This window comes from Stenotrophomonas sp. 24(2023), assembly GCF_030913365.1.
Taxonomy (GTDB): Bacteria; Pseudomonadota; Gammaproteobacteria; order Xanthomonadales; family Xanthomonadaceae; genus Stenotrophomonas.
Map to the genome: position 1 here is coordinate 919,924 of NZ_CP133160.1, position 24,557 is coordinate 944,480.

At 68.1% G+C, this 24,557-nt stretch carries 21 protein-coding genes and 1 tRNA gene; 9 read left to right on the plus strand and 13 right to left on the minus strand.

Features of this window, described 5'->3' with window-relative positions:
• Positions 1 to 225 precede the first annotated feature (225 nt).
• The 5 genes from rimK to Q9R17_RS04110 all read right to left on the minus strand — a co-directional run bounded on the left by rimK (position 226) and on the right by Q9R17_RS04110 (position 4,959).
• Positions 226 to 1,113 carry a 30S ribosomal protein S6--L-glutamate ligase gene (rimK, locus tag Q9R17_RS04090; RefSeq protein WP_308157174.1) on the minus strand — a complete coding sequence of 296 codons (888 nt, stop codon included), beginning with the start codon at positions 1,111 to 1,113 and terminating at the stop codon, positions 226 to 228.
• 106 nt (positions 1,114 to 1,219) lie between these two features.
• Entirely contained in the window at positions 1,220 to 1,417 is a 198-nt protein-coding gene (locus tag Q9R17_RS04095; RefSeq protein ID WP_308157175.1) for a hypothetical protein, read from the minus strand.
• A 144-nt stretch (positions 1,418 to 1,561) separates the two neighbouring features.
• A tRNA-Gly gene (locus Q9R17_RS04100) sits at positions 1,562 to 1,635 on the minus strand.
• A gap of 118 nt (positions 1,636 to 1,753) precedes the next feature.
• Positions 1,754 to 3,580 carry an autotransporter domain-containing protein gene (locus Q9R17_RS04105; protein WP_308157176.1) on the minus strand — a complete coding sequence of 609 codons (1,827 nt, stop codon included), beginning with the start codon at positions 3,578 to 3,580 and terminating at the stop codon, positions 1,754 to 1,756.
• Positions 3,581 to 3,798: 218 nt separating this feature from the next.
• Entirely contained in the window at positions 3,799 to 4,959 is a 1,161-nt protein-coding gene (locus Q9R17_RS04110) for a hypothetical protein (protein WP_308157177.1), read from the minus strand.
• 83 nt (positions 4,960 to 5,042) lie between these two features.
• Between Q9R17_RS04110 and thiS the strand changes: the two genes are divergently transcribed.
• The 4 genes from thiS (at position 5,043) to Q9R17_RS04130 (ending at position 8,723) form a co-directional block, all read left to right on the plus strand.
• Positions 5,043 to 5,243 (plus strand): sulfur carrier protein ThiS, encoded by a 201-nt coding sequence (gene thiS / locus Q9R17_RS04115; protein WP_308157178.1) that lies wholly within the window; start codon positions 5,043 to 5,045, stop codon positions 5,241 to 5,243.
• Between the two features lie 74 nt (positions 5,244 to 5,317).
• Positions 5,318 to 6,112, plus strand: a complete 795-nt coding sequence (locus tag Q9R17_RS04120) for a thiazole synthase (RefSeq protein ID WP_308157179.1) — start codon at positions 5,318 to 5,320, stop codon at positions 6,110 to 6,112.
• A gap of 1 nt (position 6,113) precedes the next feature.
• On the plus strand, positions 6,114 to 6,848 hold the full coding sequence (gene trmB / locus Q9R17_RS04125) for a tRNA (guanosine(46)-N7)-methyltransferase TrmB (RefSeq protein WP_308157180.1): 735 nt from the start codon (positions 6,114 to 6,116) through the stop codon (positions 6,846 to 6,848).
• Between the two features lie 27 nt (positions 6,849 to 6,875).
• Positions 6,876 to 8,723, plus strand: coding sequence for an SLC13 family permease (locus Q9R17_RS04130; RefSeq protein ID WP_308157181.1), 1,848 nt, complete (start codon positions 6,876 to 6,878; stop codon positions 8,721 to 8,723).
• A gap of 296 nt (positions 8,724 to 9,019) precedes the next feature.
• Here Q9R17_RS04130 and Q9R17_RS04135 read toward each other — a convergent pair whose 3' ends face one another.
• Positions 9,020 to 9,358, minus strand: a complete 339-nt coding sequence (locus Q9R17_RS04135) for a Rieske (2Fe-2S) protein (RefSeq protein ID WP_308157182.1) — start codon at positions 9,356 to 9,358, stop codon at positions 9,020 to 9,022.
• A 180-nt stretch (positions 9,359 to 9,538) separates the two neighbouring features.
• On the opposite strand from Q9R17_RS04135, the gene Q9R17_RS04140 reads away from it, so the two are divergent.
• The 5 genes from Q9R17_RS04140 (at position 9,539) to Q9R17_RS04160 (ending at position 14,245) form a co-directional block, all read left to right on the plus strand.
• Complete coding sequence (locus Q9R17_RS04140; RefSeq protein ID WP_308157183.1) at positions 9,539 to 9,823, plus strand: hypothetical protein; 285 nt, start codon at positions 9,539 to 9,541, stop codon at positions 9,821 to 9,823.
• 71 nt (positions 9,824 to 9,894) lie between these two features.
• Entirely contained in the window at positions 9,895 to 10,617 is a 723-nt protein-coding gene (locus tag Q9R17_RS04145; RefSeq protein WP_308157184.1) for a fumarylacetoacetate hydrolase family protein, read from the plus strand.
• A gap of 55 nt (positions 10,618 to 10,672) precedes the next feature.
• A complete protein-coding gene (gene mscL, locus Q9R17_RS04150) occupies positions 10,673 to 11,077 on the plus strand; it encodes a large-conductance mechanosensitive channel protein MscL (protein WP_308157185.1) in 405 nt (134 codons plus the stop codon).
• Between the two features lie 229 nt (positions 11,078 to 11,306).
• Positions 11,307 to 12,650 carry a HAMP domain-containing sensor histidine kinase gene (locus Q9R17_RS04155; protein WP_308157186.1) on the plus strand — a complete coding sequence of 448 codons (1,344 nt, stop codon included), beginning with the start codon at positions 11,307 to 11,309 and terminating at the stop codon, positions 12,648 to 12,650.
• Positions 12,651 to 12,823: 173 nt separating this feature from the next.
• The gene (locus Q9R17_RS04160; protein WP_308157187.1) at positions 12,824 to 14,245 is read left to right on the plus strand and encodes a M28 family peptidase; all 1,422 of its coding nucleotides are present in this window, start codon (positions 12,824 to 12,826) and stop codon (positions 14,243 to 14,245) included.
• 50 nt (positions 14,246 to 14,295) lie between these two features.
• Here Q9R17_RS04160 and Q9R17_RS04165 read toward each other — a convergent pair whose 3' ends face one another.
• The 7 genes from Q9R17_RS04165 to Q9R17_RS04195 all read right to left on the minus strand — a co-directional run bounded on the left by Q9R17_RS04165 (position 14,296) and on the right by Q9R17_RS04195 (position 24,398).
• A complete protein-coding gene (locus Q9R17_RS04165; RefSeq protein ID WP_308157188.1) occupies positions 14,296 to 15,765 on the minus strand; it encodes an alanine/glycine:cation symporter family protein in 1,470 nt (489 codons plus the stop codon).
• 10 nt (positions 15,766 to 15,775) lie between these two features.
• The gene (locus Q9R17_RS04170) at positions 15,776 to 16,777 is read right to left on the minus strand and encodes a hypothetical protein (protein ID WP_308157189.1); all 1,002 of its coding nucleotides are present in this window, start codon (positions 16,775 to 16,777) and stop codon (positions 15,776 to 15,778) included.
• Positions 16,778 to 17,097: 320 nt separating this feature from the next.
• Positions 17,098 to 17,883 carry a TrmH family RNA methyltransferase gene (locus Q9R17_RS04175; RefSeq protein ID WP_308158272.1) on the minus strand — a complete coding sequence of 262 codons (786 nt, stop codon included), beginning with the start codon at positions 17,881 to 17,883 and terminating at the stop codon, positions 17,098 to 17,100.
• 57 nt (positions 17,884 to 17,940) lie between these two features.
• Entirely contained in the window at positions 17,941 to 19,449 is a 1,509-nt protein-coding gene (locus Q9R17_RS04180) for an alanine/glycine:cation symporter family protein (protein WP_308157190.1), read from the minus strand.
• A gap of 173 nt (positions 19,450 to 19,622) precedes the next feature.
• Positions 19,623 to 20,159, minus strand: coding sequence for a GNAT family protein (locus tag Q9R17_RS04185; RefSeq protein WP_308157191.1), 537 nt, complete (start codon positions 20,157 to 20,159; stop codon positions 19,623 to 19,625).
• Entirely contained in the window at positions 20,152 to 23,277 is a 3,126-nt protein-coding gene (locus Q9R17_RS04190; protein WP_308157192.1) for an efflux RND transporter permease subunit, read from the minus strand. Before Q9R17_RS04190 ends, Q9R17_RS04185 begins: the two co-directional genes overlap by 8 nt.
• Positions 23,274 to 24,398: an efflux RND transporter periplasmic adaptor subunit gene (locus Q9R17_RS04195; RefSeq protein WP_308157193.1), complete on the minus strand. Its 1,125-nt coding sequence runs from the start codon at positions 24,396 to 24,398 to the stop codon at positions 23,274 to 23,276. Before Q9R17_RS04195 ends, Q9R17_RS04190 begins: the two co-directional genes overlap by 4 nt.
• Positions 24,399 to 24,557 lie beyond the last annotated feature (159 nt).

Below are 24,557 nucleotides of genomic sequence, written 5' to 3' on the forward strand. Positions count from 1 at the left end.
GGTGTCTTGCCCACCAGCAAGTGCTGGACGGCAGACGCCGCAAGGGCATGCGCCGGGCGCGGCGAAAGCAAAGAAAAAGGCCCGGGCGGCAATGCCACCCGGGCCTGAAGTCATATCCCGATTACCGTTCCTGCTGAGAGGCAGAGCTGCGGTCCGGTGAAGGCTACGGCACACCCGATTAAAGCCGTGTTAAACCCGGCCTCAATTGCCCATGAGAATCATATATCACTGATTTTTAAGAGATTTTATTTTCTCCACATGCGCAATGATGCGCCCGGCGATATCCACCCCGCAGGCGGTTTCCACCCCTTCCAGCCCTGGCGTGGAATTGACCTCCAGCACCAGCGGGCCGCGTGCGGAGCGGATCAGGTCCACCCCACACACGCCCAGGCCCAGCGCCTTGGCCGAACGCACCGCCATCTGCTGCTCGGCCCGGCTGGCCTTGGCGGCAGTCGCCGTGCCACCGGCATGCAGGTTGGACCGGAAATCGCCTTCCTGGGCCTGGCGTTGCATCGAAGCCACCACCTGGTCGCCCACCACCAGGCAGCGCAGGTCCGCGCCTTTGGCTTCCCCGATGAACTCCTGCATCAGGAAGTTGGCATAGAGGCCACGCAGGGCCTCGACGATGCCGCGCGAGGCGCTGGCTTTCTCGGTGAGGATGACACCCCGCCCCTGGGTGCCCTCGTTGAGCTTCACCACATGCGGTGGCGGGCCCAGCATGGACAGCAGGTCCACCGTATCGTCCGGGTTGTCACCGAAGACCGTCACCGGCATGTCGATGCCACGGGCGGCCAGGATCTGGTGCGCACGCAGCTTGTCGCGCGAGCGCAGGATGGCATCGGACGGATTGGGGGTACGCGCGCCCATCAGTTCGAACTGGCGCAGCACCGCGGTGCCGTAGCGGGTGATCGACGCCCCGATGCGGGGAATCACCGCATCCACGCCGGTCATCGGACGCCCCTTGTAGTGCATCGAAAAACCATCGGCGGCAATGCGCATGTAGCAGCGCAGCGGGTCGAGGATGCGCACCGTGTGGCCGCGGGCGCGCGCGGCTTCGACCAGCCGGCGGGTGGAATACAGCTTGGTGTTGCGGGACAGGATGGCGAGCTTCATCGCGGCGGGCCGATAGGAGGCAGGCAGCATAGCGCGCAGGCATTGCGATGGGATGATGGGCTCCCGGCAGGGCCCGCCCTGGCTGCAGGGCAGGCCCCTCCCCTGGTCAGGGAATGGTGCAACCCGCATTGCGCAGGCAACGCGCGAATGCCGGGTAGCAGACCGCTTCACTGTTGCCCGCCGCCTGGCAGGCTTCGTAGTTGGTATAGCACGGCGTGCAGCGCGACTGCGCCGATGCCCCCGTCATGCCGACGGCCAATGCAACCGCCACCATTGCAACAGCAAGCCTGAGTCCATGTTTCATGCCTGTCTCCGTTGTCAGCCCTTCATGGGCAGGACCGACGCTAACCGCAGGCCCACGCGGGTGCACGTTGCGCTGCAGCGCCGGGGTACAGGCGAAAAAAAACCGCCTCGCGGCGGCCATCCAGCGCACTGCCTGGAAAGGCAGTGGAGCGGGCGATGGGAATCGAACCCACGTCAGTAGCTTGGGAAGCTACAGCTCTACCATTGAGCTACGCCCGCGTTGCAGGGTGAGAGTCTATGCGGGCAGGCCGGTGCAACGCAATGGTGGCCTGCGCACCATGCCGGTAACCGGCGCGCTTTCCCGGGGGGAAAGCACGCCGGCCCGGCCGGTTGCCGCTTAGAAGCTGCCGCTGAAGCTGGCGAACAGCGTGGCATCGCGCGCACGCTTCTGCAGCGTGGTCGCGCTCAGGCCGATGTTGCTCTGCAGGCCGAACAGTTCCGTACGCGCGCCGAGGATGGCAGTGGCGTAGTTCTTGTCGAAGTTCAGGCCCGGCACGTGGTAGGTGCCGGCCACCGGAACGCTCTGCAGCCAGGCGCTGGCCTGCTTGGTGTCCTCGAACTCGTGGTCATAGGTCACCTGCACGTACGGCTTGACCTGGCCCCCGTCGAAGCGGGCCTGCCAGCCGATGCGGCCCACGGTCGAATCGGCGTTCTGCTTGTTGTAGCCCAGTGCCGTCGCGCCCGGGTTGCTTTCGGTGTAGCCGTCCAGCTTCACCTGCTGCCAGATCACCGCGGCGATCGGGCCGTGGCGGAAGCCGCCTTCGGCGCCAAACTCGTAACCGGCGTTCAGCGCGGCGGTGAGGTTGCTGCCATCCGGCGAACCGGTGTGCTCGCGGGTGACCGGGCCCAGCTGGACCTTGCGGGTCACATCGTAGGACAGCCAGGTGTAGCTGACCTGGGCGTTGACCCAGGCGCGCTCGCCGTACCAGCCGCCGAACAGGCCCAGGCTGGTGTCGTTCTGGGTGAAATCACCCTTGCTGTTGCCGAAGTCGGCGTCCATGCGGCCGAAGCCGGCGAAGGCACCGACCACCATGCCGTTGCGGGCCCAATCGACACCGAACAGGCCCGCCGGGGCCAGGCCGTCGTACAGGTCGGCGTGGTCATAGCGCTGCATGTCGCCACGCAGGCTGCCCCACCAGGACAGGCCGTCGGCCGGGCGGCCGGCGATGTGCAGGTTCACCTGGTCGGCACGCGAACGGCCCACGGTCTGCGCCGAATGGGTCAGCACCTGCTGCAGGCGCGGGGCTTCCAGCACCGAGATGGCGTACTGGCCCAGCATTTCATGCGCGGCGATGGTCGGGTGCACGCCGTCGGCGAACAGGTAGGTCTTGTACGCGTCCGGGGTGACATAGCTGGCCGGGCTGCAGGTCAGCGACGAGGAATCGGTACAGGCGCGGCCGGTGACGTTGGTGAAGCCGTACGGCGCCGGGTTGGCGATGATCTCGCGCAGCAGGCCGAAGGTATCCAGCGGAATGAATTCCAGGCCGGCCTGCTTCAGGCCACCGTACAGGGCGTTGTTGTAGGCGGTGGACAGCGCGGTGCCCTGCGCCGAGGCGGCAGCGCCCAGGCCGAGGAACTGCGGGGTGTTGCCGATGTCCGGCAGGTTCGGCACCAGCACGTACTGCGCACCGGCCTGCTTCAGGCTGGCCACGATGCCGATCTGGTCGGTCACGGCGGCGCCGACGATGGCCTGCGCCTGGGCCGGCGCGGAAGCAGCGGCGAACAGGTCATTGGCGCCACCCCACACGGTGTACAGGGCGTTGCCGTCGGCCTTGCCGCCATTGGCGGCCAGGTAGCGCGCGGTCTGGGTCTTCAGCGAGGGAATCGGCACGTTGCCGAGCGCCGGGTTGAGCAGATCGGTGCCCACGCGGGCGCCGCCGGCGGCGTAGTTGTCACCGTTCTGGCCCAGGCCGTTCGGGCTGGCGTTGGTGCCGTAGTACTGGGCCAGCCACTGCGACCATTCCAGGCCCGGGTTGGTGGTGAACTGGCCGATGACCGGGCGCGCCGAGGCCGGCAGCACCGGGCGGTAGTAGCCGCTGTCGGTCAGGCTGTCACCGATGAACACGGTACGGGTGAATGCGGATTCGCCTGCCATGGCCGGAAGGGCGGCCAGCGCCAGTGCCGCTGCCATCACGGTGCGGACCGGGCGTTTGCTGAGCTGCATGTGGAAAACTCCTGTGGGGTAAAGGATTGCATCGGAAACCGGCGGACGTACGCCAGCGCACGGTGAATGGTTTCACTCCTGCGCGCTTTGCTCACGCTGCGCCGCCGCATGACATTGTCGCCCGGCTGGCAGCGGCCGGGTGTGCCCCACTGGCCAGGTTGCAGGAAATCCGAAGCAGGCCCGCCTCCGGCCCCGGCCCGCGGGGGTGGCAGGGGGGACTACCGGGCAGGTGCGACCCGCAGCACCGCCCGCCCGTCCACCACATCCAGCGCGAGCCCGACCGGCTGCCATTCGACAGCCAGGTAGACCCTGCCGGTCACCGGCCGCCTCTGCTCCCACTCCAGAGCGAACGCCGGCTCCATCACCCGCAGCTGCAGCAGGCCATCATCGCTGACCGACACCACCTTGACCCCGTAGTACCGGTGGTCGGCCCCCGTCTGCCCGTTGCTGCAGGTGTCGGCCAGCGCCCACCAGGCCTGCCGGTGATGCGCCAGCCAGAGCCCCTGACACGATCGGAACGCCGCATCCATCTGCAGCCCGCCAACCACCACGCAGGCCGCCGTGGGGCTTTCGACCACCGCCTCCAGATCGCTGACGTAGTGCCCGCTGTCCTGCCCTTGCAGGCAGAGCCGGCGTGGCGGGCAGAGGGCATACCTCTCCGGTTCGCGGAGCGGGCGCAGGTCATCGGGCAGCAGCAACGGCGCCGACAGCTCCCGGCCGTCGGCCAACCGGTGCCGCAGCAGGGGCAACAGCGGCTGCTGCCCCCATCGGTGGGTCGGCGGCAACCACAGGCCGCGGAATGCAACAAAGCGCAGGCAGGCGACCGGGGGCGACGGCAGCACGGCGGCAATGGCGCGCCCTTCGTCCAGCTGCCGGCGGACGCAACGCCAGAGTGCGCCGCTATCAGGGTCGTCCCAGAGCGACAGCTGGTGCAGGCGCTCATCGTAGAGCGCCACCGCATGGCTGCCCTGCCCGCGGTATACGTGGGCCAGCCGCCGCGAGCCATCGGGAAGATCGTGCCAGCCTCCGTCGACATCCTCGATCAGCGCGCCATCGCGCAGGACGTAGACCGCCAGCACCGGACCGCCCATGCCGATTTCGCACTGCTGGACCACCTGATCCCCCGCCTCCCCGCGCAGCTGGAACCGGGGCGCGGGATGCGAGCGCAGCGCCTGCCCACCGGGCACCGGCTGGTGCGCGCGCATGGCTGCGGCGGCGATCAGGCCGTGACGCTGCAGCAGCGCTTGCGCCAGGATCGCGGCCAGCAATCCGGCGAGCACGCCCCATGGGGTGGGCCAGGCCACCCCGATCAGCACCCAGCACAGCAGGGGCAGCCAAGGGATGAGCCGGCTGGCGGCGATTCGATCGGGGAGGTCCATCACGCCCGGTGCTGGGGAAACGGCACGAGCATACCGCCCTGCCCGGCGTTCCCCCAGCCCGCCGGCTGGGGGACAATGCCGGCATGAACATCCAGCTCAATGGCGAACCCCGCACCCTGCCCGCCTCGGCAACCCTCCACGATCTGCTGCTGGCCGAACAGCTGCTTGAACGCCGCGTGGCGGTGGAGGTCAATGGCGAGATCGTCACCCGCAGCCGCCACAGCGATCATGTGCTGGCCGAGGGCGACGTGGTGGAAATCGTGCACGCGCTGGGCGGCGGCTGAGCCCGGCCACGCCCCCTGCCCGGCCACGCCCGGATGACGACCCCATCTTCAGGCGGATAGGCGATAATCGCGTCATGAACGCACCTGCCTCTCCCGATTCGCTGGTCATCGCCGGCAAGACCTATTCCTCGCGCCTGCTCACCGGCACCGGCAAGTTCAAGGACCTGGAAGAAACCCGCCTGGCCACCGAGGCCGCTGGCGCCCAGATCGTGACCGTGGCCATCCGCCGCACCAACATCGGCCAGAACCCGGGCGAACCGAACCTGCTGGACGTGCTGCCGCCGGACCGCTACGCGATCCTGCCCAACACCGCCGGCTGCTACACCGCCGAGGACGCCGTGCGCACCTGCCGGCTGGCGCGCGAACTGCTGGACGGCCACAACCTGACCAAGCTGGAAGTGCTGGGCGACCAGAAGACCCTGTACCCGGACGTGATGCAGACCCTGAAGGCGGCCGAGCAGCTGGTCAAGGACGGTTTCGAGGTGATGGTCTACACCTCCGACGACCCGATCCTGGCCAAGCGCCTGGAAGAGATCGGCTGCGCCGCGGTGATGCCGCTGGCCGCGCCGATCGGTTCGGGCCTGGGCATCCAGAACAAGTACAACCTGATCGAGATCATCGAGAACGCGAAGGTGCCGATCATCGTCGATGCCGGCGTGGGCACGGCCTCCGACGCGGCCATCGCGATGGAGCTGGGCTGTGACGGCGTGCTGATGAATACCGCCATTGCCGGTGCCCGCCATCCGGTGCTGATGGCCAGTGCCATGCGCAAGGCCGTGGAGGCCGGGCGCGAAGCGTTCCTGGCCGGGCGCATTCCGCGCAAGCGCTACGCCAGCGCCTCTTCCCCGGTGGAAGGACTGGTGGGCTGAGATGACCGATCCGTTCTCCAGCGCGGGCTCCAAAGCACCGCCGAAGCCGTTCACGGTCAACGAAGGCCGCCGTGAGATCCGCAGCTTCGTGCTGCGCCAGGGCCGCTTCACCCCGGCCCAGCAGCGCGCGTTCGATGAACGCTGGCCGCGCTTCGGCCTGGATTACAGCGGGCAGCTGCGCGACCTGGATGCCACCTTCGGCCGCACCGCACCGAAGGTGCTGGAAATCGGCTTCGGCAACGGTGCCGCGCTGCGCTTTGCCGCCCAGCACGACCCGTCGCGCGACTACATCGGCATCGAAGTGCATGCGCCCGGCGTGGGCCGCCTGCTCAACGCGCTGGCCGACGACAACGCCGACCATGTGCGCCTGTACCACCACGATGCGGTGGAGGTGCTGGAAAAGGAAATCGCCGATGGCGCGCTGGATGAAGTGCGCATCTACTTCCCGGACCCGTGGCACAAGAAGCGCCATAACAAGCGCCGCCTGGTGCAGCCGGCCTTTGCCGAGCTGATCGTGCGCAAGCTGCGCCCCGGCGGCCGCCTGCACTGCGCCACCGACTGGGAAAACTACGCCGAGCAGATGTGGGACGTGCTCGATGCCACCGCCGGCCTGGTCAACCGCGCCGGCCCGCGTGGCACCGTGCCGCGCCCGGACTGGCGACCGCAGACCCATTTCGAGACCCGCGGCCAGAAGCTCGGCCATGGCGTCTGGGACCTGCTGTACGACCGCACCTGACCGGCCACCGAGGACACCGCGCCCCACATGGATACCGCGCTGACGCTGACCAACGACATGAAGCTCGTGCTCGGGCTGGTCGGCTTCACGATGGCGATGTTCCTGTTCGAGCGCATCCGCGCCGACGTGGTCGCGCTGGTGGTGCTGGTGGTGCTCGGGGTCACCGGCCTGATCGCACCGGAAGAGATCTTCGGTGGCTTCTCCGGTAACGCGGTGATGAGCATCATCGCCACCACCATCCTCGGTGCGGGCCTGGACCGCACCGGGGCACTGAACCGGCTGGCCGCCTGGCTGCTGCGCCGCGGCCACGGCGTCGAACAGCGGCTGCTGATGATGACCACGGCCATCGCCGGCCTGAACTCGTCCTTCATGCAGAACCCCTCGGTGATGGCGCTGTACCTGCCGGTGGCCTCGCGGCTGGCCGCGCGCACCGGGCTGACCCTGCAGCGCCTGCTGCTGCCCATTGCCGCGGCGATCGTGATGGGTGGTGCGCTGACCATGGTCGGCAACTCGCCGCTGATCCTGCTCAACGACCTGCTGGCCTCGGCCAACAACAACCTGCCCTCGGGCCTGGCCACCATCGAGCCGCTGCGCATGTTCGCACCGCTGCCGATCGGCCTGGCGCTGGTGGTGGCCTCGCTGCTTTACTTCCGCTACTACGGCGACCGCAAGCTGATCGAAGAAGAGACCCTGGTCAACGACGGGGTGACCCCGGCGCGCACCGAAAGCTACTTCGCCAAGACCTACGGCATCGAGGGCGATGTGTTCGAGCTGGTGGTCAGCGCCGAAAGCCCGCTGGTCGGCATGACCCTGGGCGAAGCGGAGAACCTGCACGATGCCCCGCTGCTGCTGGCACTGAAGACCGGCAACGACACCCGCCTGGCACCGCCGGCGGAAATGCGCATCTGGGTGGGCAGCGTGCTGGGCGTGATGGGCGCGCGCGAGGTGGTCAACGATTTCGCGCAGAACCAGTTCCTGCGCATGTCCTCGCGCCTGAAGCACCTGGGCGATCTGTTCAATCCCAGCCGCGCGGGCATTTCCGAGGCGGTGGTGCCGCCGACCTCCAACGTGATCGGCAAGAGCGCCGCGGACCTGCGCCTGCGCAAGGAGCGCGGCATCAGCCTGCTGGCGATCAACCGCGACAAGCAGGTCATCCGCGAGGACGTGCGCGATGTGTCCCTGCGGGCCGGTGACATGCTGGTGTTCCACAGCATCTGGACCGATCTGGCGCAGGCCGCCAAGAGCCGTGACTTCGTGGTGGTGACCGACTACCCCACCGGCGAACAGCGCCCGCACAAGTTCAAGATCGCCATGGCGATCTTCGCCCTGACCATCCTGATCGCGCTGACCAGCAAGCTGCCGGTGGCGCTGACCCTGATGACCGGCGTGGCCGGCATGCTGCTGACCGGCGTGCTGCGCATGGACGAGGCCTACGCCTCGATCAACTGGAAGACGGTGTTCATGATGGCCGGGCTGATTCCGCTCGGCTGGGCGATGGATTCCAGCGGTGCGGCGGCGTGGGTGGCCGGCCACACCATCGACAAGCTGCCCACCGGCATTCCGATCTGGGTGCTGGAAGTGGCGCTGGCGCTGCTGACCACGGCGTTCTCGCTGGTGATCAGCCATGTCGGCGCGACCATCGTGATGGTGCCCATCGCGGTGAACCTGGCACTGGCGGCGGGAGGCAACCCGACCGCGTTCGCGTTGATCGTGGCGCTGTCGGCGTCCAACAACCTGATGACCGCCTCCAACCCGGTGATCTCGATGATCACCGGCCCGGCCAACTACACCCCGCGCGAGATGTGGCGGGTCGGCGGCCCGTTGTCGCTGATCTACACCTGCGTGGTGGTGTTGATGATCAACCTGATGTTCTGAGGGTTGGGGTTTGTTGGCAGGGCTGCGCCCTGCACCCGCAGAAACCGAAGCAACGGCAACAGCTGGTTTACTGGGGGATGGCGGGGCGGGTCCGGTTGCGGGGGACGCTGCAAGTACGTCCATGTAAGCTCGGTCGCCGCATCCATGCGGCTCACGCCCCCGCAACCGGACCCACCCCGCCTTCGACAGATTTCTGCGATCTGCCTGAACGGCGTCGTACACCGCTTTGGTAGGTGTCGACCTTGGTCGACACGGTACATCCACGCCATGCGTGGATGCTTTCGACTGCTTTGGCCTCAGGCCAGGTAGACCTGCCCGTCGCGCACGTCCAGCGGGACCGCGCGCAGGCGGTCGCCCTTGCACGGGCCGGCGATGCAATCGCCGCTGTCCAGCGCGAACGAGGCGCCATGCGCGGCGCAGACCAGGTGCCCTTCACGGCTCTTGAGGAACTGCCCCGGGGCCCAGTCCAGGCGCCGGCCAGCATGCGGGCAGATGTTCAGGAACGCACGCACCTGGACGCCGTCGCGGTACAGCACCAGCGATTCGGCGTCGCCCTCGACCGTGGCTTCGACCTCGGCAAATCCCCCATCGGCAATGGCATCCAGGGCGATCAGGGCAGGCGTGGCGTCAGTCATGGCGAAGGCTCGTACGTAAACCGGCATTCTCGCATGCCGGGTCAGGTCACTGGCTGCGACATGAACACAAGTCATTGATTCGTAATAAGCCACGGCTATATTTAACGAGTTTTTCACTCAATGACAGTCGGACCGCCCTGATACTGGCCGCTCGCTGATTCCCAGCCTATCGAGCCGTCCATGTTCAACCGCACTTCCGCCTTCAACCAGTTCCGTACCCTGTTTGCCCCGCGCAAGCCGCGGCACCCGCTGGTGCGCGTGGCCGTGGGCCTGCTGGGCCTGGCGATCCTGGCCGCCATGGTGTTCATCGGTGTGTTCGTGGGCGCGGCCATGATCCTGGTCGGCCTGGCGTGGAAGCTGCTGGCCTCGCGCAAGCCGGTAACGCCGCGCGCGGCCGCCGATGCCAACGTGGTCGAGGGCGAATACCGCGTCGTGCGCAAGTCGGCTTTGCCGATGTCGCGCTGATGGCGCTGGCCCGCTGACGCGGGCGCCATGCCGTTCTAGACTGCGGGGGCCTTCCTGACTGGAACCCCCGCATGTCCGCTGCCGCTGTTTCCGATGTGATCGCTACGCCCGCCCTTCCGCGCATTCCGGTGGTGGGCGGCGGCACGTTCCCGGTCCACCGCATCTACTGTGTCGGCCGCAACTTCGCCGACCATGCCCGTGAGATGGGCGCGGCCGTGCCGGCTGCCGATGACCGTGGCCGCCCGATGTTCTTCAGCAAGCCGGCCGATGCGATCGTGGTCGGCCATGACGATGTGATTCCCTACCCGCCCTCCACCCAGGACCTGCATCACGAGGTCGAACTGGTGGTGGCCATCGGCCAGGATGCCCCGGCCGGTGAACTGGCCGTGGCCGATGCCGAGGCACTGGTCTATGGCTACGCCGTCGGCCTGGACCTGACCCGCCGCGACCTGCAGGCGGCCGCCAAGCAGAAAGGCCACCCCTGGGATGCGGCCAAGGGCTTCGATGCTTCCGCGCCGATCAGCGAGATCGTGCATGCCGGCGAGGTGGGCGACCTGTCCGCACTGAACCTGTCGCTGGAGGTCAACGGTGAAGTGCGCCAGCAATCGCTGCTCGACCAGATGATCTGGAACGTGCCGGAAATCCTGCATGAGCTGTCCAAGCTGTGGCAGCTGCGTGCCGGCGACCTGGTGTTCATGGGCACCCCTGCCGGCGTGGCCGCGCTCAAGCCCGGCGACCGCTTCAGTGCACGCCTGGAAAACGTCGGCGAACGCCACGGCATCATCGCCGGCTGACATCGGCTGGGTTACCCTGCGCGCTGTCCCCCTGCCCCTGCGGAGAAAAACACGAATGGGAATGCTCACCGAGTTCAAGGAATTCGCGATGCGCGGCAACGTCATCGACCTGGCGGTCGGTGTGGTCATCGGCGCGGCGTTCGGCAAGATCGTCACCGCACTGGTGGAAAAGATCATCATGCCGCCGCTGGGCCTGCTGATCGGCAAGGTGGATTTCTCCCAGCTGGCTTGGACGCTGTCTCCGGCCAGCATCGGGCCCGATGGCAAGGAAATACCCGCCGTGGTCATCGGCTACGGTGATTTCCTCAACACGCTGGTGCAGTTCGTCATCGTGGCCTTCGCCATCTTCCTGGTGGTCAAGGCCATCAACCGCCTGTCGCGCAAGCAGGAAGCCGCACCGGCCGCGCCGGCCGAAGAAGTGCTGCTGCTGCGCGAGATCCGCGACAACCTGAAGAAGTAACCGCCCTGGCGGTCGCCGCACCCGTCCCTCTACCGGGACGGGCCGGCCGATACACGACGATACCGTCCGATGCGTGGCGGGCAACGGCCCGGCGGCCCCCACCTGCCGGGCCTTTCTTAACGCGTGGTGTGCTGTAATCCTGTCCAGGTGGGCATGGGGCCCACGGCCCTGGCCGGCAAGGCAAGCGAACGCCTCTGTGGCGCGCCAACCATCCAAGACCCGATCACCGATGTCCGAAGCCTCGTCATCCGAGCCCGTGCGCAAGAAGGGGCGTTATCGCCGTCGCCTGCGCAGCCGCATCATCGTTTCATTCGTCCTGCTGGGGTTCTGCTTGACGGCCCTGTTCGCTGCGGCCGCCTGGAACCTGCGCGCGCGCGTGGAAAACCAGCTGGTCGAACGCACCCTGCAGCGCGAAGTCACCAACCTGGTGTCGCAGGTGGAAAACAACCCCGGCGAAGCGCCTTTCTTCCTGATGTTCGATGCGCGCACCTGGAGCCCGGCCAACGCCTACAAGGTGGACCCGCTGTACCGCGACCTGAGCGTGGGCATCCATGACATCCGGCAGCAGGCTTCCGATGGCAGCTGGCATGTCTACAAGGTGGCCATCAGCAAGGGCGTGGACCCCAAGGGCACGCCGTTCACCAGCCTGATCCGCTACGACGTGACCGACAGCGCCGAAGCCGCCGGCAAGCTGCTGCGCCTGCTGATCGTGGCGGTCATCCTGTTCACCGCACTGAGCCTGGTGCTGGGGTGGTGGTCGGCCTCGCGGGTGATGCGCCCGGTATCGGACCTGGCATCGCGGCTGCGCGCCTACCGGGGCGGCACCAAATCGCCGGAACTGCTGGCCCACCGCTTCCCCGACGATGAAGTGGGACAGCTGGCTGGTGCGCTGGATGATTACTCCACCCGCTTGACCGAAGTCGTGCAGCGCGACCGCGAGTTCAACGCGGATGTCAGCCATGAACTGCGCACGCCGCTGGCGGTCATCCGGGGGGCCACCGAACTGCTGCTGGCGCGGCCGGGCCTGGACGAGAAAGTGCTGCAACGCCTGCAGCGCATCCAGCGGGCCGAACAGCAGTGCAGCGATCTGATCGGCTCGCTGCTGCTGCTGTCACGCAACGAGCGTGGGCAGGGCCACAGCAACGTGGCCAAGGTGACCGAGCAGCTGCTCGATGCGCACCGTGCCCAGCTGGGCGGCAAGCAGCTGGACCTGCTGATGGAAGGCGCGCTGGACCTGGTGGTGGAAGCACCGGAAGCCGCCCTGTCGGTGGCATTGGGCAACCTGATCGGCAACGCCGTGAAGTACACCCGCGAAGGCTCGGTGACGGTGCGCCTGCACGCCGATGCGGTGGAGGTGATCGACACCGGTCCGGGGCTGAGCGAGGACGATGCCGCGCGCCTGTTCGAGCGGGGTTATCGCGGCACCCATGCCGCGCATTCGCAGGGCGGCGGCATCGGCCTGTCGATCGTCCAGCGCCTGTGCAAACTTTATGGCTGGAGCGTGCGGGTGACGCCGCGCCAGGAAAAGGGCGTCACCGCCCGCATCACGTTCGCGCCGAACCCCGCCGACTGACCGCGGGCGGCCGGTGGGGCGTGCGCCGGTGCCGTGCGCCTGCCCTGCAGGGCGGGCCGCGCTTTGCGCAACATGGCGGAAATCAGCGTTCGCCCCTGCCATGACCTCCCGCCCATGCGCGGGCCTGAACCGCTGTTAAGCTCGACGGCTACCCCCCCTTCCCGGAGCCGTCCATGCGCCGCCGTGTCCTTGCCCTTGCTTCCACCCTCGCCCTGCTGACCGCCCCGGCATTCGCCGCGCCGCGCGCCACGACCCTGCCACCGCCATCGCTGGCCACCGCAGCCCAGCTGCGCGACCAGGCCGTCAATGACGATACCGGCTGGAAGGTGGTCGAATCGCTGACCACCGAGATCGGCCCACGCCTGGCCGGCAGCGAAGCCGATGCGCGCGCGGTGGCCTGGGCGGAAGCCAAGTTCAAGGCACTGGGGTTTGACAAGGTATGGAAGGAGCCGGTGACCTTCCCCAAGTGGGAACGCCGCAGTGAACAGGCCGCCGTGGTGGGCAGCAACCCGCAGCCGCTGCAGGTCACCGCGCTGGGCGGCAGCCCGGGCGGCACGGTGGAAGCCGAGGTGGTGCGCTTTGCCGACCTGGCCGCGCTGCAGGCCGCACCGGAGGGATCGCTGAAGGGCAAGATCGCGTTCGTCGACTACCAGATGGTGGCCTACCGCGATGGCCGCGACTACGGCCGTGGCGGCGCGATCCGCAGCAAGGGGCCGTCCGAAGCGATCCGCAAGGGGGCCGTCGGCTTCCTGATGCGCTCGGCCGGTACCGATTCGCATCGCGTACCGCACACCGGCATCACCCGTTTCGATGAAGGCCTGACCCCGGTACCGTCGGCGGCGCTGTCCGTGCCGGACGCCGACCAGCTGGCGCGCCTGCTGGCCCGTGGGGCCACCCGCGTGCGCGTGGCACTGGACTGCGGCTGGGATGGCCAGGCGACCTCGTACAACGTCATCGGTGAAATCACCGGCCGCAGCCTGCCCAAGGAAGTGGTGGTGATCGGTGGTCACCTCGACTCGTGGGACCTGGGCACCGGTGCGGTGGATGATGGCGCCGGCGTGGCGATCACCATGGCCGCCGGCCACCTGATCGGCCAGCTCAAGCAGGCCCCCAAGCGGACCATCCGCGTGGTGGCGTTCGCCAATGAGGAACAGGGCCTGTACGGCGGCAAGGCGTATGCCGAGGCGCATGCCAAGGACATCACCCGCCACCAGCTGTCGGCCGAAAGTGATTTCGGTGCCGGCCGCATCTATGCGTTCAACACCGGCTCGCCGAACCCGGAAGGTTCACGTGAAGCGACCAAGCAGATCGCCGAGGTGCTCAAGCCCCTGGGCATCGCATACCAGGCCGACAAGGGCGGCCCGGGCCCGGATATCGGTCCGCTGGCGGCCAAGGGCGGCGCCTGGGCATGGCTGGCGCAGGACGGGTCGGATTACTTCCACCTGCATCACACCGCTGACGACACCCTGGACAAGATCGACCCCAAGGCGCTGGCGCAGAACGTGGCGGCCTATGCGGTGTTCGCCTACCTGGCCGCGGAGGCTGATGGCACGTTCGGCAGCGAGGCCAAGGCAACCACGCCGCCGAACGAGTAAGCCCCCCTGCGGAGCCGGCCCGGTGCCGGCTCCGTGCATGTGCGGGAAGGCTAGCCCTCCCACGCACGCGTGTTGCGCAGGCCCAGCGCACCGGGCCTGAACTGCGGATCGCGGCCCTTGCGACGGTGTGCCTCGTAGTCGCGCAGCGCGACCAGGGCAGGCTTCTGCAGCAGCAGGATGGCAATGATGTTCAACCAGCTCATCAGGCCGACACCGATGTCGCCCAGCGACCAGGCCACCGTGGCGCTGTTCACCGCCGAATAGCCGGTCGCCGCCAGGAACAGCAGCTGGAACAGGCCGATGGTCACCACGCCCGGCCGGTCACGGCACAGGTAGCTGATGTTGGTTTCCGCCATGTAGTACAGCGCCAGGATGGTGGTGAACGCGAACGGCAGGATCGCCAGTGCCACGAAGGACCTGCCGAAGCCGGGCAGCGCCGACTCCACCGCGTACTGCACGAAGCGTGGGCCGGCCTCCACGCCGGGCAGGTTGCCCAGCAGCAGCCGTGCTTCATCGGGCACGCCGTTCACCGCCGGATCGTAGACGTTGTACAGGCCCGTGGAGAGGATCAGGAAGGCCGTTGCGCTGCAGACGATCATGGTGTCGATGTAGACCGAGAACGCCTGCACCAGCCCCTGCTTGACCGGGTGGGATACCTCCGCCGCCGCGGCCGGGTGCGCGCCACTGCCCATGCCGGCCTCATTGGACAACACCCCGCGGCGCACGCCCCACTGGATGGCCGTGCCGATCATCGCACCGAAGGCCGCATCCACGCCGAACGCACTGCGCAGCACCAGCGCGATCACCTCGGGCACCTTGTCGATGTTCAGTACCATCACCAGCGCCGCGACCAGCAGGTAGGCCACGGCCATCAGGGGAATCACCCATTCGGCGACCCGCGCGATGCGCCGCACGCCGCCGAACACGATCACCGCCAGCACGGCCAGCAGCACGCCGGCGGTGACCCGTGCGGGCACATCCCAGGCTTCGTTCACCGCGCTGGCGATGGCATTGGACTGCGTGCCGGCCAGCAACGCCCCGGCCAGTACCGTGACCAGTGCGAACAGCACCGCATACCAGCGCTGGCCGAGGCCCTTTTCGATGTAGTAGGCCGGCCCGCCGCGATACTGCCCGTGGGCATCGCGTCCCTTGTAGATCTGTGCCAGCGTGGATTCGATGAACGCACTGGACGCGCCCAGGAAGGCAACGATCCACATCCAGAAGATCGCGCCGGGCCCGCCGAAGGCGATGGCCATCGCCACGCCGGCGATGTTGCCCACGCCGACCCGGCTGGACAGGGACAGCGACAGCGCCTGGAACGGCGAGATGCCGGCACCGGAGCGCTCATGGCGGAACATCAGGCGCAGCATGTCCGGCAGCGCGCGCAGCTGGATGAAGCGGGTGCGGATGCTGAAGTACAGGCCAGCCAGCAGGCACAGCACGACCAGGTACGGGCTCCAGACAACCGCCAGCACCTTGCCGACGAGCGCCTCGACACTGAAGAGAGCGGTGATGGTCATCAGTGCCCCCTCAGAAGAACATGCCCAGGGCGACCTGCGGGCTGACCACCTGCCCCGCGTTGCGCCCGGCCACGGTGATCTCCACACCGGCAATCACACCCAGCGCCGGACTGAAGTGGTACTCCACGGCCGGAGCGATGCTGATGCTGCGGCTGGCGGGGCGGTGTTCCTCGATGTGCCGCCAGCGCCCGTCCGAACCCGGTGCGATGCCCGACAGGTGCTGGCGGCTTTCACGGCTGGCCGCCACCTCCAGCACGCCCACCCAGCGCGCGTTGACGCTGTACTCGGCCCCCACCGACACCCCCAGCACCGAACCACGCGCGATCTGCCCCTGGAAGCCCTCGCCGGTGCCGTAGACACTGGCGCCGCTGATGGCCGTGCGGGCCGGTGCCGGCCCGGCGCTGAACTGGCCACGCCAGCGCAGCGGGCGGCCGTTGCGCAGCCAGACCACCTGCTGGATGCCCAGCGCGGCCGTGGTGCGCTGTACACCGTCCCCCTGGGCATCGAGCGGGTTGCCGGAAATGCGGTCATGACTGCCGGTGGTGAAGCGCTGTACCAGCGCCACCGACACCGCCGGGCGGCTGCCGTCGGCATCGGGTGCCTGCAGCAGGTACTGCAGGCGTGCGGTGGTATCCCCGGCGCGGAACCCGCTGCTGTGTGCCGCGCCGGCTTCGGCGCGCACGGCACTGAGGTTCACCTGCCCGGTGACCCGGTCGCTGAAGCCGTAGATGACCGGCAGCACCACCGCCCAGCCGCCGCTGCGCGCCGCACTGTCGCGGCGGTCGCCACCGGCATCGAAATGATGGCGGCTGTCGCTGCGGACCAGGTACGGCTCCACGTACCAGTGGCCCTGGGGCAGGCCCGCTGGATTGGGCGTGATGAGCGGGCCGGTGAAATTGACGCCGTCCAGGCTGCGTTCGCCGGCCTGTACCGATGACGCCATGGCCGCGGGCAGCAGGACGGAAAGCAGCAGCAGGCAGGATGCCGGCGCGTTGCGGTGGGATCGATGCATCAGGGCCACTCCGTTGCGACGTTGGATGGACATCCACCGTGCGCCGCCGGAACAGCCGGGCCAATGAGGAAACTTTCAATCTCTCATCGCGCCTGACAATCAGCAAAGGATGCTTGACTGGACGGCGATGGGAAGGCCCGGCCCCTGTCGATCCAGGCAACGCCAGGCAAAAGAAAACCCGGCCGTCAGGCCGGGTCCGGCAGAGCCACCCCACGCGGTGGCCGCGATGCGCTCCGGGAATGCCACCCCTGGACAGCAAGTGGCAATTGCCCATCATTCCGCGCCACCGATGCCGCTGGCGATGCGGGAAGTTTGAAACTTCAACCGCGCCGACTGGCCCACTGCGCCAGCAGCACGGCGGTGGCCGACGCCACGTTGAGGCTTTCCACCGCCCCACTGCCGGGAATGGACAACTGCTGGTCGCACTGCGTGGCCAGGCTGCGGTCCATCCCCTCGCCTTCGGCCCCCATGACGTACACCAGGCGTGCCGGCAGCGTGGCGCGGAAGACATCCTCGCCACCGTCCACCAGCGTCGCCGCCAGGCCGAAGCCGGCCTGGCGCAGCTGTGCCATGGCCTGCGCGGCCACGGGCAGGCGCACCAGCGGCACCGCCTCGGCACCGCCCTCGGCGACCCGCGCCGCCGCACCGGACAGTGCCAGCGCACTGTCGGCCGGCAGCAGCAGCGCCGACACGCCGAAATGCGCGGCCGACCGCAGGATCGCCCCCAGGTTGTGCGGGTTGCCCACGCCATCCAGCCACAGGGCCAGCACCGGGCCGTCGTGCAGCCCCTCCAGCCACTGCGCCAGCGGCAGCGGTGCGGCGCGCTGCACATCGGCCACCACGCCTTCGTGGTGGGTGGTGCCGGCCAGCTTGTTCAGGTCGCCCTCTTCGACCACGCGGTAACCCACGCGGTTGGCCACGCACCACTTCAGCAGCGGCTGCAGGCGCGGAATGCGCGCCTCCAGCAGGTACAGCTTGCGCAGCGCCTGCGGCCGGGCGTTGAACGCGGCCAGCACGGCATTGAGGCCGAACAGGCGCAGTTCGTCGGCATTGCGCCCAGGACCACCGCCCCCGGTGCCCCCTGCCGGCGCGTCGCTACGCGGCAGGGGCGTGGCACGCGGCGGGCGTGCGGAGGGACGGCGGTTGCTCCAGGGGTCATTCACTTACACGGTCTCCTGCTTGCGCTGGCGCCAGAAATCGGCGTTCTTGATGCCCAGGGCATCGGGATCGAACGTCGGGTCCAGGCCCAGCTTCTTCTGTCGTTCGTAGTCACGCAGGGCCAGCATGGCCGGCTTCTGGATGATGAGGATGGCGATGATGTTCAGCCAGGCCATCAGGCCCACGCCGATGTCACCCAGCGCCCAGGCCAGGGTGGCATTGTGGAAGGCGCCGAACACCACCATGGCGATGATGCCCAGGCGCAGCACCAGCACGGTCAGCGGGCGCTTCTTGTTATGGTTGACGTAGGTCAGGTTGGTTTCGGCCATGTAGTAATAGGCCATGATGGTGGTGAAGGCGAAGAAGAAGATGGCGATGGAGACGAAGGCCGAGCCCCAGCCCGGCAGCACTGCTTCCACGCCCGCCTGCGCGTAACCGGCGCCCTCGGGAATGCCCGCCAGGCCCTGGAAGATCGGTGCGGCCCCTTCCACCGGGGAATACACGTTGTAGGTGCCGCTGGCCAGGATCAGGAAGGCCGTGGCCGTGCACACCATCATGGTGTCGAAGTAGATGGCGAAGGCCTGCACGTAACCCTGCTTGGCCGGATGCGAGACTTCCGAGGCCGCTGCCGCGTGCGGGCCGGAACCCTGACCGGCCTCATTGGCATAGATGCCACGCTTGATGCCCCATTCCACCGCCAGGCCCATCATCGCGCCGAACGCGGCATGGGTACCGAAGGCGCTGCTGAAGATGATGTTGAACATCTCCGGCACGCGGTCATAGTTGATGACCATGATGACGATGGCCATCAGGATGAAGCCGGCCGCCATGAACGGCACCACCACTTCGGCGAAGTTGGCGATGCGCTTGACGCCACCGAAGATCACCACGCCCAGCAGCAGGGCGACCACGATGCCGATGCCCAGCTTCAGCGCCTGCACCTGGTCCATGCCGAACGCCTGGCCATCAAGCGGCCCGCACAGGGCCGTGCCACGGCACGCATTGATGACGCTGTCGGCGATGGCATTGGCCTGCACGCCCGGCATCAGGAAACCGGCCGCGATGATCGTGGCGATGGCGAACGCCAGCGCGTACCACTTCAGGCCCATGGCCTTTTCGATGTAGTACGCCGGGCCACCGCGGTAGCGGCCTTCGGCATCCTTGGTCTTGTAGATCTGCGCCAGGGTGCATTCCACGTACGAGGTGGACGCGCCGAGGAAGCCCATCACCCACATCCAGAAGATCGCGCCGGGGCCACCGAAGGCAATGGCGGTGGCCACGCCGGCGATGTTGCCGATGCCCATGCGGCCGGCCATCGACATGGCCAGGGCCTGGAAGGAGGACACGCCGGCGTCGGACTTTTCACCCCGGACGGTCAGGCGGCACATTTCCAGGAAGCCCCGGATCTGCATGAAGCGCGTGCGCAGGCTGAAGAACAGGCCCGCGCCCAGGCACACCACGATCAGTGCCTTGCTCCAGATGATGCTGTTGATGAAATGTACGGTTGCTTCCACGCGATCTCTCCAGTCGGCGGTAGTGAAGGACGTCCCGTCGGCTGGCGGGGACCGGGTGATTCTCCCTGATCGGGGAGCGCTGCGGTAGCGCTGGAAGGCATCGGCCGGGCATCACCCGGTGCTGCCGGGAAAAAGAGGACGACCGGGCAGTGCCGGGCCACGCCCGGCCACCGTCAGGGCAGCTGCGTGCGTACCCGGGCGAACCGGCGCAGGTCGTGCAGCACCCCGCGCTTGTAGATGGCACAGCGCTCCAGCCCCTCTTCCTGGAATCCGTTCTTTTCCAGTACCCGGGCCGAGCCGATGTTGAAATCGACCACGGTCGCCTGCAGGCGGAACAGGCGCAGTTCGTCCATCACCCACGGGGCGAACACCGCCACCGCACGGGTCATCAGGCCCTGGCCCCAATGGGCCTGGCCCAGCCAGTAGCCCAGCTCGGCGGTATGCCCGCGTTCGGCGGTGCCGGGCTGGGCGCCCAGGCTGCCGCAGGCCTGGCCATCGATCTCGATGGCCAGGTTCAACGTACCGGGGGCCAGTACCCGCCCGGCCAGGAAGGCCTCGCCATCGGCGCGGGTATACGGGTACGGGAAGCGGTCGCGCAGCCCGCGCGACACCTCCGCGTCATCGGCATGACGCAGCAGGGCGTCCAGATCATCGCTACGCCAGGGGCGCAGGATGAAACCCTCCCCGTGCAGGCTGACCGCCTCAGGCATGGCCGCCCACCGACGGTGTTTCCGCCTCCTGCCGGTCCAGTTCGCGCTTGACCGCTTCCGGCGAACGGGTGAACGGGGCCAGCCGCGCGTAGAACGCCGGCACCACGAACAGCGACAGGAAGGTGGACAGGGTCACGCCGAACATGATCACGATGCCGATGGTGCCACGGCTGGCCGAGCCCGGGCCACCGGCCACCACCAGCGGGATGGCCCCCACCACCGTCGCGATGGAGGTCATCAGGATCGGCCGCAGGCGCACCATCGACGATTCGATGATGGCCTGGCGCACGCTGCGCCCGTCATCACGCAGCTGGTTGGCGAATTCCACGATCAGGATGCCGTTCTTCGCCGCCAGGCCGACCAGCATCACGATGCCGATCTGGCTGAACAGGTTCACCGTGCCGCCGCTGACCCACAGGCCGACCAGCGCACCGAGCACGCCCAGCGGCACGGTCAGCATGATGGTCAAGGGATGGATGAAGCTCTCGAACTGCGCGGCCAGCACCAGATACACCACCAGCAGGGCCATGGCGAAGGTCAGCAGCACCGCGCTGCCCGAGCTCTGGTATTCGCGCGACTCGCCCTTCCAGTCGATCTGCGCGTGCTGCGGCAGTTCCTCGGCCACCACCTGCTGTGCCCAGGCGATGGCCTCGCCCAGCGGGTAGCCCGGGGCCAGGCCGGCACTGATGGTGATCGAGCGCAGGCGGTTGAAGCGGTTCAACGTACCGGCTTCGGCCACCTCGCTCAGCGTGACCAGGTTGGACAGCGGTACCAGTTCGCCGGAACCGGCGCGCACACGGATGGCCGCCAGGTCGGCCGGGGTGGCACGGCCGCTGCGGCCGGCCTGCACCAGCACGTCGTACTCCTCGCCGTTGTCCACGAAGGTGGTGACACGGCGCGAGCCCATCATGGTTTCCAGCGCCGAACCAATGGCGGTGACCGGCACCCCCAGATCGGCCGCACGCTGGCGGTCGATGTTCACCCGCATCTGCGGGCGGGTTTCCTTGTAGTCCGAATCGACGCCGACCAGCCCGGGATTGTCGGCCATGCGCAGCAGCACGCGGTCACGCCACTGGGCGATTTCCGCATACTCCGGCCCGCCGAGCACGATCTGGAACGGCTGGCCGCCCCCACGCACCAGGCCACCACCGACCTGGGTGCGCACGCGCACGCCACGCAGGGTATCCAGTTCCTTCTGCAGCGCGTTGGCCACGTCGGGCGTGTTGTCGGTGCGCTGCCGCCAGGGCTGCAGGAACACGCTGACACGACCAGTGTGCATTTCCTCGCTGGCGCCCCAGCCGCCGGGCACGCGCGGGTTGGCGCGCACGATCGGCTTGTCCGGCCCCACGTGCGGCGCCAGCAGCGCCTCGACCTGCTGCACCTGTGCCACGGTGTAGTCGTAGCCGGCACCTTCCGGGCCATCGATCATGATCTGGAACGAACCGCGGTCTTCGGCCGGTGCCAGTTCCGAGGGCAGGATCTTCAGCAGCCCCCAGGTTGCCAGCAGGGCCAGCGCCATCACCACCAGGTAGATCCAGGTGCGCTCCAGATGGCGGTCGAGCAGGCGGCCATAGGCCCCGGCCAGGCGTTCCAGATGGCGGTTGACGAAGCCGTGCAGGCCACGCGGCGCCTGCCCGGTGTGCGGCTTGAGCAGCTTGGAGGCCATCATCGGCGTCAGCGTCAGCGCGACGAATGCCGACAGCGCCACGGCTGCGGCCAGCGCCACGGCCAGTTCGCGGAACAGGCGCCCGGTGTTGCCTTCCAGGAAGCCGACCGGCAGGAACACCGCCACCAGCACGGCCGTGGTGGCGATCACCGCGAACGCCACCTGCGTGGTACCGCGCTTGGAGGCCACCAGCGGTGGTTCGCCCAGGTCGATGCGGCGCTGCACGTTCTCCACCACCACGATCGCATCATCCACCACCAGGCCGATGCACAGCACCAGCGCCAGCAGGGTCAACAGGTTGATGGAGAAGTCGAACGCGTACAGCGCGATGAACGCCGCGACCAGGCAGACCGGCACGGTCACGGCGGGAATCAGCGCGGCGCGGAAGCTGCCCAGGAACAGCCAGATCACCGCCAGCACCAGGATCATCGCTTCCACCAGCGTGGCGTAGACGCGGTCCACTGCCGCTTCGATGAAGGTGGTGTTGTCGAAGGTGACGAAGATCTGCGTGCCCTGCGGCAGCGTCAGCGCCACGCGCTCGGCTTCGGCGCGCGCGGTACGCGCCACGTCCAGTGCATTGGCGGTGGAGGTCTTGACGATGCCCAGGCCGATGCCCGGCTCGCCGTTGCTGCGGAAATAGGCACGGCGCTCGGCCGACGCCAGTTCGATGCGGGCCACATCGCCCATGCGCACCACATACCCGTCGCGGCCCTTGCCCAGCGGAATGGTCGCGAAGTCTTCCGGCTTGATGTAGTTGCGCTCCACGCGCAGGGTGAAGTCGCGGTCGGCCGATTCGATGCGACCGGCCGGCAGCTCCACGTTCTCGTTGCGCAGGGCCGATTCCACATCACCGGTGGTCAGCCCGCGCGCGGCCAGCTGGTCACGGTCCAGCCAGATGCGCATGGCATAGCGCTGGCGGCCACCGATGCGCACCTGCGCCACGCCGTCCAGGCTGGAGAAGCGATCGACCACGTAGCGGTCGGCATAGTCGCTCAGTTCCAGCGTGTCCATCGTGGTGGAGGACATGTTGAACCAGATGATCGGGTCGGCATCGCTCTCGACCTTGGCGATTTCCGGCGGGCGCGCCTCTTCGGGCATGCGGTCGGCGACGCGGCTGACCGCATCGCGCACATCGTTGGCGGCCGCCTCGATATCACGGTTGGAGGTGAACTCGATGCTGACCTGCGCGCGGCCGTTGGTGCTGCGCGCGTTGATGGTGTCGATGCCTTCGATGCCGGCCAGCGCATCTTCCAGCACCTGGGTGATGCGGCTTTCGATCACCGCGGCCGAGGCGCCGGTGTAATCCACCGATACCGACACGATGGGCGGATCGATCGCCGGCAGCTCGCGCAGGGTCAGGCGGGTGAAGGACATCACGCCCAGCACCAGCAGCAGCAGGCTCATCACCACGGCCAGCACCGGCCGCTGGATGGAAATGTCGGACAGTTTCATCCGCCGTTACCCGTGGCCGGCGTACCGGCCGGCACGGCCGGTGGTGCGGGCATCGTTTCCGGTGCAGGCGCATTGACCGGCGCGGTGTCCTTGGCATCGACCTTCAGGCCCGGGCGCAGCTTGCCGGTACCGTCCACCACGATGCGCTGGCCGGCCTGCAGGCCCTGCCGGATCTCCACCACACCGGCGCGGCGCGCCCCGGCCACGATATCCACGCGCTCCACGGTGGCATCGTCCTTGATGCGGTAGATGAAGGAATCCCGCCCCACCTGCACCACCGAGATTTCCGGCACCACCAGCGCCTGGCGCTCGGGGCGGAAGATGCGCACGTCCAGCAGCATGCCCGGGCGCAGGGCATGGTCGGTGTTGGCGAAATCGGCCCGTACGGTGACCGCGCGGGTGGCCGGATCGACGCGGGCATCGATCGTGCTGACCTCGCCTTCAAACGTACGGCCCGGCCAGGCCACGCTGGTGGCCTGCACCTTGTCGCCGTTGGACAGCGAGGCCAGTTCGGCCTCCGGCACCTGGAAATCCACGTGCATGCGTTCGATGTCGTCCAAGGTGGTGATCACCGTGGTCGGTGTCACCAGCGAGCCCGGGCTGACCTGGCGGATGCCGAGCACGCCGGCGAACGGCGCCCGCACACGGCGGTCGCCGATGTCCGACTGCATCTGCACCACGCGCGCCTCGGCCGAATCGCGGATGGCCTTCTGCGTATCCAGCGTGGCGCTGGACACCAGCCGCTGGGTGGCCAGCTCACGCTGGCGCCGGTACAGCTGGTCGGCTTCGGCGAAGGTCGCCTGGGCCTGGGTCAGCGCCGCTTCCTGGGCCAGACCGCGCAGGGTCACCAGCGGGGTGCCCGCGGCCACCTGCTGCCCGCTTTCAAAGTGGACGCGCTCGATGATCTCGCTGACCTTGGCGGTGACCGTGATCGATTCGCGTGCCTTGGCCGTGCCCAGCGCCTGCAGCGTGTCGCTCCATGCCGACGGCGCGACGACCTGGGCGGTCACCGGCACGGCCGCACCGCCCTGCCGGGTGGCAGCCTCCTCTTTTCCCCCACAGGCGGTGAGGGTGGCCAGTCCCAGGCCAAGGAGCACGGTCGCGGCGCTACGTCCCAACATGAACACATCCAGTCTATGCACGACCGGCGAGTGTAGGCGCGCCCTGATGAAACCCGTATGTGCCAAGCGTTTACCGCCCTGCCGGGTGGGCCGCGATAGCGCCGTGAACCGCTTCCGTGCAAGGGTTGCCGGGGCGGTGTCACCGTGTGTCGGGGTGTA